At 64.5% G+C, this 12,003-nt stretch carries 10 protein-coding genes; 8 read left to right on the top strand and 2 right to left on the bottom strand.

The features are described from left to right. Positions 1-29: 29 nt before the first annotated feature. The 4 genes from MESS4_RS02075 to MESS4_RS02060 are packed head-to-tail and all read left to right on the top strand — an operon-like array spanning position 30 to position 3,307. Positions 30-911 carry a branched-chain amino acid ABC transporter permease gene (locus tag MESS4_RS02075; RefSeq protein ID WP_006325885.1) on the top strand — a complete coding sequence of 294 codons (882 nt, stop codon included), beginning with the start codon at positions 30-32 and terminating at the stop codon, positions 909-911. Further along, a complete protein-coding gene (locus MESS4_RS02070) occupies positions 908-1,870 on the top strand; it encodes a branched-chain amino acid ABC transporter permease (RefSeq protein ID WP_006325883.1) in 963 nt (320 codons plus the stop codon). Before MESS4_RS02075 ends, MESS4_RS02070 begins: the two co-directional genes overlap by 4 nt. Then, the gene (locus tag MESS4_RS02065) at positions 1,867-2,595 is read left to right on the top strand and encodes an ABC transporter ATP-binding protein (protein WP_006325882.1); all 729 of its coding nucleotides are present in this window, start codon (positions 1,867-1,869) and stop codon (positions 2,593-2,595) included. Before MESS4_RS02070 ends, MESS4_RS02065 begins: the two co-directional genes overlap by 4 nt. After that, positions 2,588-3,307, top strand: a complete 720-nt coding sequence (locus MESS4_RS02060) for an ABC transporter ATP-binding protein (RefSeq protein ID WP_006325881.1) — start codon at positions 2,588-2,590, stop codon at positions 3,305-3,307. The genes MESS4_RS02065 and MESS4_RS02060 overlap by 8 nt, the downstream gene beginning before the upstream one ends. Here MESS4_RS02060 and MESS4_RS02055 read toward each other — a convergent pair whose 3' ends face one another. Together MESS4_RS02055 and pncA are read right to left on the bottom strand one after the other, a co-directional pair. Continuing rightward, the gene (locus MESS4_RS02055) at positions 3,308-4,690 is read right to left on the bottom strand and encodes a sodium:proton antiporter (protein ID WP_036240461.1); all 1,383 of its coding nucleotides are present in this window, start codon (positions 4,688-4,690) and stop codon (positions 3,308-3,310) included. 71 nt (positions 4,691-4,761) lie between these two features. After that, entirely contained in the window at positions 4,762-5,376 is a 615-nt protein-coding gene (gene pncA / locus MESS4_RS02050) for a bifunctional nicotinamidase/pyrazinamidase (RefSeq protein ID WP_006325878.1), read from the bottom strand. Positions 5,377-5,759: 383 nt separating this feature from the next. On the opposite strand from pncA, the gene MESS4_RS02045 reads away from it, so the two are divergent. The 4 genes from MESS4_RS02045 to MESS4_RS02030 are packed head-to-tail and all read left to right on the top strand — an operon-like array spanning position 5,760 to position 11,963. Further along, positions 5,760-6,617 carry a xanthine dehydrogenase family protein subunit M gene (locus tag MESS4_RS02045; protein ID WP_006325877.1) on the top strand — a complete coding sequence of 286 codons (858 nt, stop codon included), beginning with the start codon at positions 5,760-5,762 and terminating at the stop codon, positions 6,615-6,617. Continuing rightward, the gene (locus MESS4_RS02040) at positions 6,614-9,553 is read left to right on the top strand and encodes a molybdopterin-dependent oxidoreductase (RefSeq protein WP_006325876.1); all 2,940 of its coding nucleotides are present in this window, start codon (positions 6,614-6,616) and stop codon (positions 9,551-9,553) included. Before MESS4_RS02045 ends, MESS4_RS02040 begins: the two co-directional genes overlap by 4 nt. Further along, positions 9,550-11,088: a hypothetical protein gene (locus tag MESS4_RS02035; protein WP_006325875.1), complete on the top strand. Its 1,539-nt coding sequence runs from the start codon at positions 9,550-9,552 to the stop codon at positions 11,086-11,088. Before MESS4_RS02040 ends, MESS4_RS02035 begins: the two co-directional genes overlap by 4 nt. Then, positions 11,088-11,963 (top strand): hypothetical protein, encoded by an 876-nt coding sequence (locus tag MESS4_RS02030; RefSeq protein WP_006325870.1) that lies wholly within the window; start codon positions 11,088-11,090, stop codon positions 11,961-11,963. Before MESS4_RS02035 ends, MESS4_RS02030 begins: the two co-directional genes overlap by 1 nt. Positions 11,964-12,003 lie beyond the last annotated feature (40 nt).

The following is a 12,003-nucleotide window of genomic DNA, read 5'->3' as shown; positions in this document are numbered from 1 at the left end:
GCCTCGCACCTGCGACGGGCGTGTAAGCAATGGCCTTCGGACCCCACCTTCTCCTCGCCGCCCTCGAAGGCCTCGTCACCTCCGCCGTGCTGGCGCTGACGGCGCTTGGCCTGTCGCTGGTGTTCGGCGTCATGCGCGTCGTCAATGTCGCCCATGGCGAGTTCTTCATGCTGGGCGCGGTGCTGGCCTGGGCGATCTCGACGGCGATATCGGGCCATCCGGCGCTCGGCTTCCTGGCGGCTCTGGTGCTGGCGCCGCTGATCGTCGGCGCCATTGCTCTGGTCGCCGAGCGGCTGGTGCTGCGCCGGCTCAATTACAATCCCGAAGCCACCATCGTTGCCACCATCGGCATGCTCTACATCATCCAGCAGCTGGCGCTGACCTTCTACGGGCCCGGAGCGCGGCCGGTCGAGCCGCCCTTCAGCTACCGCATCCTGCTGCCCTGGTTCGGCTATTCCGGCTACAAGCTGTCGATCATCGCCGCCTCAGCATTTCTGCTTCTCGCGACCTGGTTCGTGCTGACGCGCACGAAGATCGGGCTCATCATGCGCGCCACGCAATATGACAGCGAGACGGCGCAGGCCTTCGGCATTCCGGTCGACCGCGTCTATGCCGGCGTCTTCGCGCTCGGCGCGATGCTGGCCGCGGTGGCCGCGGTGCTGATCGTGCCGATCAGCCAGGCGCATTACCTGATGGGGCAAGACCCGCTGCTCCTGTCCTTCATCGTCGTCATTATCGGCGGTCTCGGCTCATTGCGCGGCACCCTTGTCGCCGCAGTGCTCATCGGCCTGTCGGACGGCATCATCTCGGTGTTCTTCTCGCCGACGCTGGCCAAGATCATCGCCACGCTGCTGGTCGCCATGGTGCTGGTGTTCCGGCCGCAGGGCCTGTTCGGAACGGCATCGCGATGAAGGATGCTTCGCCGGCAAAACCCTATGCGCTGCATCTCGGCGTCATCATCCTTCTTTTCGCCCTGAGCTTCGTCTTGCCCGACTATCACCATGGCCTGCTCGCCCGCATCATGGTGCTGGCCGTCTTCGCCATGGGCTACAACATGCTGTTCGGCTATGTCGGCCTGCTCAGCCTCGGCCACGCCATGTTCTTTTCCGCCGGGCTCTATGGTGCTGGCCTCGCCGTCATCCATCTCGGCTGGAGCGTGCCGGCCGCCTTCGCCGCCGGCATCCTCTGCGGCGCGTTGCTTGCGCTGGTGATCGGCGTGCTCGCGCTGCGCACCTCCGGCGTCGCCTTCATGATCGTCACCATGATGTTCGCGCAGGTCTTTTACCTGGTCATCCTCTATTTCGCGTCGTGGACCGGTGGCGACCAGGGCATGGTCGTGCCGCAGCCGGCGCGCGTCCTTGTCCTGGGTTCCACATCGCTCGACCTCACCAGTCCGACGGTGCGCTACACGAGCGCGCTGGCACTGTTTTCGATCGTCCTGCTGATCACGCTCGCCATCGTCCGCTCCAGATACGGCCGCGTGCTGGTCGCCATCCGCGAGAACGAGGAGCGGACCAAGATGCTTGGCTACGACACGTTTTCCAACAAGCTCGTCGCCGTCGTCGTCTCCGGCACCATCTGTGCGACTTCAGGTGCCGCCTATGCGCTGCTGTTCGGCTATGTCGGCTCGAGCTTCGCCTCGGTGCAATATTCGATCCTGCCGCTGCTCTGGGTGCTGCTGGGGGGGGCGGCCACCACGCTCGGTCCGCTGATCGGCACGCTGTTCATGTATTATGTCGTCGACATCACCAGCGGTTTCACTTCGGCCTATCTGCTGATCGTCGGCATCGCCCTCATCCTGCTGGTCCTCTTCTTCCCGAAGGGCATTCTGGGCAGCATCCGCCAGCGCTGGCTCGGATGGCTGCCATGATGCCGCTGCTGACCACCAAGGGCCTTTCCCGCAATTTTGGTGGCCTGCGCGCCGTCGACAATGTCGACTTCGCGCTGATGCCGGGCGAGATCCGCGCCGTCATCGGCCCCAATGGCGCCGGCAAGACCACCTTCGTCAGCCTGGTCAGCGGCCGCATCCAGCCATCCCAAGGCATGATCGTCTTCGACGGCGCCGACATCACCAGCCTGCCGGCCTATGCCCGGGTGCGGCTTGGCGTCGCCTACACGTTCCAGATCACCAGCGTCTTTGCCAATCTCAGCGTCTACGACAATGTTGCGTTGCCGGTGCAGCGCACGCTGACCGATGGCCGCTCGAAGGGCGCAGTCCGCACCGGCGTCATGGCGGCGCTAGAACGCACCGGCCTTGCCGACCGCACGCATATGCTGGCCGGGCAATTGTCCTATGGCCACCAGCGCCTGCTCGAAGTGGCGATGGGGCTGGCGCTGAAGCCGCGCCTGCTGATCCTCGACGAGCCGACGCAGGGGCTGGCCGACAGCGAGATCGACAATTTCATCGAACTCGTGCGCGAGATCGCCAAAAGCGCCACCGTGCTCCTGATCGAACACAACATGCCTGTCGTCATGCAGCTTGCCGACCGGATCACCGTCTTCAACGCCGGCAGGATACTGGCCGAAGGCGCGCCCGAGCAGATCCGCGCCAACACCGAGGTCCAGGACGCCTATCTCGGAGCGACTCATGACTGAGGCACGGCCCACGGCGCTGACCATCTCCGGGCTCGACTGCTTCTATGGCGAGGTCCAGGTGCTCTACGGCCTCGACCTTGTGCTGAACCAGGGCGAGGTGCTTTGCCTGTTCGGCCGCAACGGTGCCGGCAAGACGACGACGCTGAAGGCAATCATGGGCCTGATTCCCTCGAGCGCCGGTTCGATCAGGCTCGATGGCAAGGAATTGACCGGCCTGCCGGCACATGAGGTGCCGAAGGCCGGCGTCGCCTATGTGCCGCAGGGCAGGCGGCTGTTCGCCGAGATGACGGTGGCGGAAAACATCGAGATCGGCCTGATGACGCGCAACAAGGGCAAGGCGACGCGCGAAAACGTGCTCGATCTTTTCCCGCTGCTGCGCCAGCGGCTGAGACAGCGCTCCGGCACGCTATCGGGCGGCGAGCAGCAGATGCTGGCCATGGCCCGCGCGCTATGCCTCGAACCGCGGGTGCTGCTGCTTGATGAGCCGACCGAAGGGCTGATGCCATCGATGATCGCCAGGATCCGCGAAACGGTGGCGAAGCTGCGTGTATCAGGCGTCTCGACCATCCTGGTCGAGCAGCGGGTCGATGCTGTGCTGTCGGTCGCCGACCGCGTCTCCTTCATCGAGAACGGTCGCAACCGCGAGACCGTCGATGTCGAGCAATTGCGCGCCGATCCCTCGGCCGTTCGCCGCTATGTCGGCGTTGGCTGATCAGCCAAAGAATAGAAAGCCGGCAATCAAAAAGGTCGGGATCAGCACCAGGCCCGACCACGCCATGTAGCCGAAGAAACCGGGCATCTTGACGCCCCGGTGCCTTGCGATGGCGTAGACCATGAAGTTCGGCGCATTGCCGATATAGGTGTTGGCGCCCATGAAGACGGCACCGGCCGAGATCGCCGCCAGCGTCGAGGCGAATTCGCTCATCAGATGCCGAGGGTCGCCGCCGGCGAGTTCGAAGAACACCAGATAGGTCGGCGCATTGTCGAGGAAGGACGACAGCACGCCGGTCAGCCAGAAATAGGCGAGGTCGTTGGGCTGGCCCGAGGCCGAAGTGACGAGCGAAACCAGCGGCGCCAGCGCTCCGTCGTGACCGGCCTTCAGGATGGCGACCACCGGGACGATGCAGATGAAGATGCCGGCAAACAGTTTTGCCACCTCAGCGATCGGACCCCAATTGAAGCCGTTGGCCTCGCGATGGCTCTTGTACGAGACACGCAGTGACAGGAAGGCAAGCGCCAGGATGATGGCATCGCGCATGAGATCCTGCAGTTCGAGACTGACGCCGAGGATGGAGAAGCTCACGCCCGGTTTCCACAGGGCGGACAGCAGGATCGCGCCGATCACTCCCGCCAGCAGCGGAAGGTTGGCCAGGCCGCGGATGCGCACCTTCGTATCGGGTGTCGGATCCTTGATCTTCGGCGCACCGCCCTCGCGGCGATGCAGGATGATGTCGATGGCCAGGAAGACGGCCAGCACGATGCCGCCGACGAACAATGTCTCGCGCCAGAGATTCGTCGTCGTCCAGAAGAAGTCGACACCGCGCAGGAAGCCGACGAACAGCGGCGGGTCGCCGAGCGGCGTCAGCGAACCGCCGATGTTGGAGACCAGGAAGATGAAGAAGATGGCGACATGCGCGTTGAATGGCCGGTTGTCGTTGGCGCGCAGGATCGGCCGGATCAGGATCATCGAGGCGCCGGTCGTGCCGATGACAGAGGCGAGGACCGCGCCGATCAGCAGCAGTCCGGCATTGACCAGCGGCGTGCCATGGATGTTGCCGGCAACGAGGATGCCGCCCGAAATGGTGAACAGCGCGAACAGCAGGATGATGAACGACATGTATTCGGTGAGCAGCGCATGCAGCACCGCCTGCGCGGCTGAAGGCATGCCGAAGGCGATTGCCAGTGGCACGATCACCAGTGCCGCCCAGAAAGCGGTGACCTTGCCGTAGTGCTGCTCCCAGACATGGTGGAAGAGCAAAGGCCCGGTGGCGATCGACAGCAACAGGCCGACGAAAGGCAATGCCCACCACAGCGACATCGTTGCGCCGGGCAGCTCGTGGTTTTCGGCGGCGATAGCCGATCCCGGAAACAGCATGGCGGCAGCCGCCAAGGTGCCTGCCGCCAAAGCCGTTACAAACTGTGAGAAGCCCCCTCGACGCTCCACGGTCAGCCCGACGAATGGTCTTCGAGCGTGACGCCGGCCTCGCGCATCCGCTTCAGCATCGCCTCGACGGAGCCGTTGAGGTCGATGCCGCGGCAGGCGTCGAGCCGCACCGTCGTCTTGAAACCCTGCTTGACCGCATCGAGCGCCGAAAAGGCGACGCAGAAATCGGTCGCAAGACCAACCAGGGTCAGCGTGTCGATGCCACGCTCCCTGAGATGGCCGGCAAGACCGGTTGGCGTCGTATGGTCGTTTTCGAAGAAGGCCGAGTAGCTGTCGATCGCCGGCCGAAACCCCTTGCGGATAACCAGCTCCGCCTTGGTCCAGGCGAGGCCGGAGTGAAAGTCCGAGCCTAGGCTGCCCTGGATGCAATGGTCCGGCCACAGCGTCTGCTGGCCGTAAGGCATGTCGATCGTCTCGAAAGGCTGCTTGCCGGGATGGCTGGAGGCGAAGCTGGAATGGCCGGAGGGATGCCAATCCTGCGTCAGCACGACATGCTCGGTCCGCCGGATCAGGTCGTTGACCAATGGCACGATCTCGTCGCCGCCGGTCACCGCCAGCGCGCCGCCGGGGCAGAAGTCGTTCTGCAGGTCGATGACAACAAGCGCTTCGTCGGCCATGGTGCCTCCTTCTCGTCAGTCTCGGGCTCGGGCTCCGGTGGGGGTTAGAAAGGCCGCTGGCGCGACCGGATGCAGAAACTTGACCAGATGGCCGGCTGCGTCAACCTCTACAGCGCCGCGCGTCCTTTGGACGCGTAAAGGACGCTGTAGCACTTTGAGTTTGCGCATGATCCTTTCCGAAAAACGGTTCCGATTTTTCGGGGTCATGCGCGTCCGTAACAAATGCGTGCCGTGGCACGGATGCCGATGCCGTCGCAAACTCTGGCTTTGACAATTCCCGCCGGCTTGATATCATTTGCATACGAATGAATTTTCCCCAGGTTGGACGCTTGGGAATCCATCGGCAACGCCCTTCGAGGGCTGCTCTTGTTGGAAGGCAAAGCGTGATCCGTTACGCGAAACCCACCACCGTCGACGAAGCACTCGCTTTGCTTAGCGAAGGCTCGTGGCGCATCCTTGCCGGCGGCACCGATTTCTACCCGGCGCAAGGCAGCAAGCCTTTCCGCGAAAATGTCCTCGATATCAACGGCCTGGCGGCGTTGCGCGGTATCGCCGAAACCGGCACCCATTGGGTCATCGGCGCGCGCACGACCTGGACCGATCTTGTCCGCCATCCGCTGCCTGCGGCTTTCGATGCGCTGAAGCAGGTGGCCCGCGAAGTGGGCTCCGTGCAGATCCAGAACGTCGCTTCCATCGCCGGCAATCTCTGCAATGCCTCTCCGGCCGCCGACGGCGCGCCGGCATTGCTCGTGCTCGACGCCGAGGTCGAGCTGCGCTCGGCAAAGACGACACGGTACCTGCCGCTGGAAAGGTTCATCCTGGGAAACCGCCGCACGGATTTGCAGCCGGGAGAAATGGTCACCGCCATTCGCATTCCAAAATCCGCTGCTGCCGGCACTTCTTGCTTCGTGAAACTCGGCGCGCGGCGGTATCTCGTCATCTCCATTGCCATGGTGGCAGCGCGCCTCGTTATCGAGGATGGCATCGTCAGTGACGCAGCCGTCGCTGTCGGCTCCTGCTCGGCGGTCGCCAAGCGCCTCTCAGGGGTTGAAGCAGCCTTGCGTGGCCTTCCGGTTGATCATGGGCTGGTTGCTGCAATCCAGTCAGCACCGATGGACGAGTTGTCGCCGATCGGCGATGTGCGCGGCAGCGCCGAATACCGGCTCGACGCGGCACGTGAGATCGTTGCCCGTGCCGTGCTTGGTACCGTGGCTCTGGACGACAAGGTGGCGGCGGCATGAGCAAAGCTCAGCCCGGCATGAGCATCGACCGCGCCGACATCGCGTTCGAGGTCAACGGCGCCGCTGTTTCCGTCTGCGTGCCGCCGCTGCGCCGGCTCTCCTCGGTGCTGCGTGACGAATTGCGCCTGACCGGTACCAAAATCGGCTGCGATGCCGGCGATTGCGGCGCCTGCACCGTGCTGGTTGACGGCGAACCCGTCTGCGCCTGCCTGATGCCGGCGGCTTCGGCGGCCGGCGCGGCGGTGACCACCGTCGAGGGTCTTGCCAACGGCAGGCTGTCGGCGCTGCAGGCTTCGTTCCTCGACCATGGCGCTGCCCAATGCGGCGCCTGCACGCCCGGCCTGCTAATCGCGGCAACAGCACTTCTAGACAGGAAACCTTGCCCGACCGAGGCTGAAACCCAGGATGCGCTGGGCGGCATCCTCTGCCGCTGCACCGGCTACCGCAAGATCATTGCCGCGGTGATGGATGCGGGACGATTCGCGAGAGAACCATCGACTGACGGCGCCGCCCCTCATCCGCCTGCCGGCACCTTCTCCCCGTATAGGGACGGGGAGAAGGGACAAGCCGCAACGCTGACGACCCCCTCTCCCCGTTCTTTGCGGGGAGAGGGTAAGGGTGAGGGGCAGCACCAACTTAACCAATTCGATCGCGACCTGGACCGCAGGATGCCAGTCTCAGGCAGCGCCGTCGGCGCCTCGCCGATCAGACTCGATGGCCTGCCGAAAGTCACCGGCGATGAGAAGTTCGGTGCCGACAGCTTCCCGGCCGATGCGCTTGCCGTGCTGGTGGTGCGCTCGCCGCATCATCACGCCCGTTTCACATTCGGCGATCTCGACGCCTGGACGAAGAAACATCCCGGCATCGTCGGCGTCTTCACCGCCGCCGACATTTCCGGGAAAAACTGTTTCGGTGTCATCGGCCCCTTTGCCGACCAGCCGGCCCTGGCCGAGAGCTTTGCGCGCTTTCGCGGCGAGGCGGTAGCGCTGGTTGCCGGCGAACGCGAGGCCATCCTCGATCTCGACCTTTCGGACTTTCCAGTGGAATGGGCCGAACTGCCGCATGTGCTGCAGCCCTGTGAGGCACAGGTTAGCGGTGCAGAACTGATCCACCAGCACAGGGCGGCAAACCTGCTCACCTCCGGCTTTGTCGAGCGCGGCAATCCGGAGGCTGCCCTTGCCGGTGCCGCCGTGACTGTCTCCGGCAGCATCGACACATCCTATGTCGAGCACGCCTATATCGAGCCGGAAGCTGGCTATGCCTATATGGACGGAGACACGCTGGTCGTCGTCGCCTGCACACAGGCGCCCTACATGGACCGCGACGACACGGCAAAGGTGCTCGGCCTTGCCGTCGACAAGGTGCGCATCGTGCCGACCGCCACCGGCGGCGGCTTCGGCTCGAAACTCGATGTTTCGCTGCAGCCACTGATCGGCCTGGTCGCGATGAAAACCGGCCGGCCGGCCGCACTCGCCTACACCCGCAATGAATCGATGATCTCGACCACCAAGCGCCATCCGGCCGAAATGAAGGCGACCATCGGCGCCGATGCCGATGGGCTTGTCACCGGCATGGTCTTCACAGGCGATTTCAACACTGGCGCCTATGCAAGCTGGGGGCCGACGGTGGCCAACCGCGTGCCGGTGCATGCCTCCGGCCCCTATCTGACGCCGAACTATCGCGCCGAAGGCCGCGCCATCCACACCAATGGTCCGATCTCCGGCGCCTTCCGTGGTTTCGGCGTGCCGCAGGCGACGATCATGCAGGAAACCCTCTATGACGAGCTGGCCGAAAAGCTGAGCATTGATCGGCTCGATTTTCGTTTGAAAAACTGCCTTCGGAACGGTTCCGAAACGGTTACCGGCCAGAGGCTGGAATCCGCGGTCGGCATCGCCGAGTGCCTTGAAGCGCTGCGGCCGCATTGGTCACGCGCGCTCGCCGATGCCAGCACCTTCAATGCCACCAATGCAGGGATAAAGCGCGGTGTTGGCGTCGCCTCCTGCTGGTATGGCTGCGGCAACACCTCGCTGCCCAATCCGTCGACCATCAAGGTCGGCATCTCGGCTGCAGGCGATGTCGTCCTGCATCAGGGAGCGGTCGATATCGGGCAAGGCTCAAACACCGTGATTAGCCAGATTTGCGCCGACGCGCTTGGCCTGCCGCTGGAAAAGTTCAGGCTTAAGAGTGCCGACACCGCAATCACGCCGGACGCCGGCAAGACTTCGGCTTCACGCCAGACTTTCGTCACCGGTAAGGCGGCCGAGAAGGCGGGCCGTGCCTTGCGCGACGCGATCCTGCGCTTCGCCAATGTATCGGAAAAGGCGTTGATAGCACTCGATGGAACAAGCCTGGCCATCCGCGACGGTGAAGCGACACGGCGGATCGACCTTTCCACGCTGCCGGCCGATGTCGACGGCTTCATCTTCCGCGCCGAGGAAACCTACGACCCACCGACATTGCCGCTCGACGCCAAGGGCCAGGGCAAGCCCTATGCCGTCTATGGCTATGGTGCGCAGGTCGCCGAACTCGAAGTCGATCTCAAGCTCGGCACCGTGAAGCTCATAAAAATCACCGCCGCCCACGATGTCGGCAAGGCGATCAACCCCTTGCTGGTAGAGGGCCAGATCGAGGGCGGCATCGCGCAAGGCATCGGCATGGCGCTGATGGAGGAGTACATCCCCGGCCGCACCGAGAATTTGCACGACTACCTGATCCCGACGATCGGCGACGTGCCGCCGATCGAGACCATTCTCGTCGAAGTTCCGGATCCGGAAGGACCCTTTGGCGCCAAGGGTCTGGGCGAGCATGTGCTGATCCCGACAGCGCCAGCGATCCTCAATGCCATCCGCCATGCCGCCGGCGTCTTGGTCACCAAGGTGCCGGCGACACCGACCCGCATTCGCGCGGCCATCCGCGACAAGGAGGCACGCCGATGAGCGAGCTTGCCGAACGTTTTGAAACGCACGACCCCGGCGAAAAGCAGGTGGCGGAGAAGATCCGCTGCGACGCTTGTCCGGTCATGTGCTACATCGCTGATGGCCGCACCGGCGCCTGCGACCGCTACGGCAATGTCGGCGGCCGCATCGTGCGCATGGATACGCTGACCATCCTCGACCACGCGGCCGATGCCGGCGGCGCGGTCGTGCCCTTTGTTGCCGAGGGCGAAAAATGGAACGGCGAACTGGTCAATACCGGCCGCCGCTTCGTCACCGCGATCGGCGCCGGCACCACCTATCCCGACTACAAGCCGGCGCCCTTCATCGTCAGCCAGCAGGTCGAAGGCGTCGACCTTGTCACTGTGGTCACCGAGGGCATCTTCTCCTACTGCGGCGTCAAGGTGAAGATCGACACCGACCGTCATCTTGGTCCCGAAACTGCCGTAGTCCGCGCTGCCGGCGAGGCGATCGGCCATGTCACGACCGGCGAATACGGTTCGCAGATGCTGTCGCTGGGCGGCGTGCATCACCTCACCGGCGGCTCCAAGGCTGAAGGGCGCGCCACCTGCGACGCGCTGCTCAATCTGTGCAACCGCAAGCCGGTCGAACTGACCATCGATGGGGGTGCCGCGGTCATCGTCGAAGCCGGCAAACCACCTGTCATCGATGGCAAGGTCGAGCACCGCATGCGCGTCGGCTGCGGCTCGGCCACCATCGGCATGTTCGCCACCCAGTGGCGCGGGCTGGTCGACGAGGTGGTGGTGGTCGACGATCACATCACCGGCGTCGTCTCCGAGCATCAGGCCGGCAAGGTGCTGGGCTGGCAGGACACCGGCATAAAGATCGTCGGCCGCCGTTCGACGCCGGGCCGTTATTTCAAGGTGTCCGAGCCCGGCCTCGGCTGGGGCGGCACCAGCATTTCAGACCCGCTGTCGATCCTCGGCGACTGGAACGCGAAGAAGGGTGCGCGCCCCGGCCTGTCGCTGCTGATGGTCTCGACCACCGGCGAACAATTCGCCTATTACGAGCTCGACGACGATCTGAAGCCGGTCGAGAAGCCGTTTCCGGAACGGCTGCAGAAATCGGTCGGTCTGATCGAGGACAATTGCGAGCCGGCTTTGTGCACCGTGCTGTTCATTGGCGGAGCCGGCGGCTCGCTGCGCGCCGGCGTCACCGAGAATCCGGTCAACCTGACCCGCTCGGTGCAAGGGCTGAAAACCTATGTGACGGTCGGTGGTGCGCCGGTCTATGTCTGGCCGGGCGGCGGCATCACGCTGATGGTCGATGTCACCCGCGTGCCGGAAGGCGCCTTCGGCTATGTGCCGACTCCGGCGCTGGTGGCGCCGATCGAGTTCACCTTGCGCCGCGACGACTATGTCAGGCTGGGCGGCTACGAGGCGGAAATCCGTAGTGTCGAGGATATTCTCGCCAGGGGCGGCGAATATCTCAACCCGCGTCGCGGCACCGGTGCGCCGGCGAGCAATCCCTGGCCGCCGCTGGCGCAATTGCGGCGCGCGGCAAACGGGGCCGGGTGATGAACGGCCCGCAGGCGCATTGGCTGGAGAGGCGGCTGCACCTCAACCACGGCCCGATCGACCTGATCATCGAAGCCTTTGGTGATGCCGGCGAATGTGCTGCTGCCTACGCCCAAGCGGTGACGCGCTTCCAGACCGTTTTGACGGAACTGGTCGATGAATTGCCGGAACTCCGCAGGCCAGCGAGCCTTGATCCGCGCGTTTTCGCTGGTCCAACGGCGCAGCGCATGGAGGCGGCAGTCTCACCGCTGGCGCAGAGTTTCATCACGCCGATGGCTGCCGTAGCCGGTTCGGTGGCCGACGAAGTTCTTGCCGCGCTGCTCGCCGGGCGCAAGATCGACCGCGCCTATGTCAACAATGGCGGCGACAGCGCGATCCATCTCGCAGGCGTCCAGTCCATGACCCTCGCCATCGCCGGGACGGGGCATGGCCTCGCGGACCGCATCACCATTCGTGCCGACGACGCGATTCGCGGCGTCGCAACCAGCGGCTGGCGCGGCCGTTCGTTTTCGCTTGGCATCGCCGATGCCGTCACCGTTCTGGCGGCGACGGGGGCCGAAGCCGACGCCGCCGCAACGCTGATCGCCAATGCCGTCGACCTGCCCGGCCACCCCGCCGTCGAGCGCGCGCCCGCGCGCGATCTGGCGCCGGATAGCGATCTTGGCGATCGGCTGGTCACAATGGCTGTCCGCCCACTTTCACCGACTGAAATTGCTGCCGCACTGGACAGCGGGCTCGCTGTCGCCGATGATTTTCGCCGAAATGGCTTGATTGCCACCTCGGCACTTTTCCTGGCCGGCCAAAACCGCGTCAGTGGTTCCATGGCGCTCGCCGCGCCCAACAAAGGTCGAGGGAAGGAAGTTGCCCATGCCTGAGTTTCCGATCCGCGAGGAGAACTTTCATGAGGGTGGGCCG

It is taken from the genome of Mesorhizobium sp. STM 4661, assembly GCF_000359125.1.
Lineage (GTDB): Bacteria > Pseudomonadota > Alphaproteobacteria > Rhizobiales > Rhizobiaceae > Mesorhizobium.
The sequence above is the reverse complement of the archived record's forward strand: the minus strand, read 5'-3'. Positions and strand labels throughout refer to the sequence as shown.

What these genes read in the sequence shown, in the direction of transcription:
- pncA (WP_006325878.1), bottom strand. Translation starts at nt 5,376, where the DNA reads ATGGCCGACGAAGCGCTTGTTGTCATCGACCTGCAGAACGACTTCTGC.
- MESS4_RS02060 (WP_006325881.1), top strand. Translation starts at nt 2,588, where the DNA reads ATGACTGAGGCACGGCCCACGGCGCTGACCATCTCCGGGCTCGACTGC.
- MESS4_RS02030 (WP_006325870.1), top strand. Translation starts at nt 11,088, where the DNA reads ATGAACGGCCCGCAGGCGCATTGGCTGGAGAGGCGGCTGCACCTCAAC.
- MESS4_RS02070 (WP_006325883.1), top strand. Translation starts at nt 908, where the DNA reads ATGAAGGATGCTTCGCCGGCAAAACCCTATGCGCTGCATCTCGGCGTC.
- MESS4_RS02035 (WP_006325875.1), top strand. Translation starts at nt 9,550, where the DNA reads ATGAGCGAGCTTGCCGAACGTTTTGAAACGCACGACCCCGGCGAAAAG.
- MESS4_RS02040 (WP_006325876.1), top strand. Translation starts at nt 6,614, where the DNA reads ATGAGCAAAGCTCAGCCCGGCATGAGCATCGACCGCGCCGACATCGCG.
- MESS4_RS02055 (WP_036240461.1), bottom strand. Translation starts at nt 4,690, where the DNA reads ATGCTGTTTCCGGGATCGGCTATCGCCGCCGAAAACCACGAGCTGCCC.
- MESS4_RS02075 (WP_006325885.1), top strand. Translation starts at nt 30, where the DNA reads ATGGCCTTCGGACCCCACCTTCTCCTCGCCGCCCTCGAAGGCCTCGTC.
- MESS4_RS02065 (WP_006325882.1), top strand. Translation starts at nt 1,867, where the DNA reads ATGATGCCGCTGCTGACCACCAAGGGCCTTTCCCGCAATTTTGGTGGC.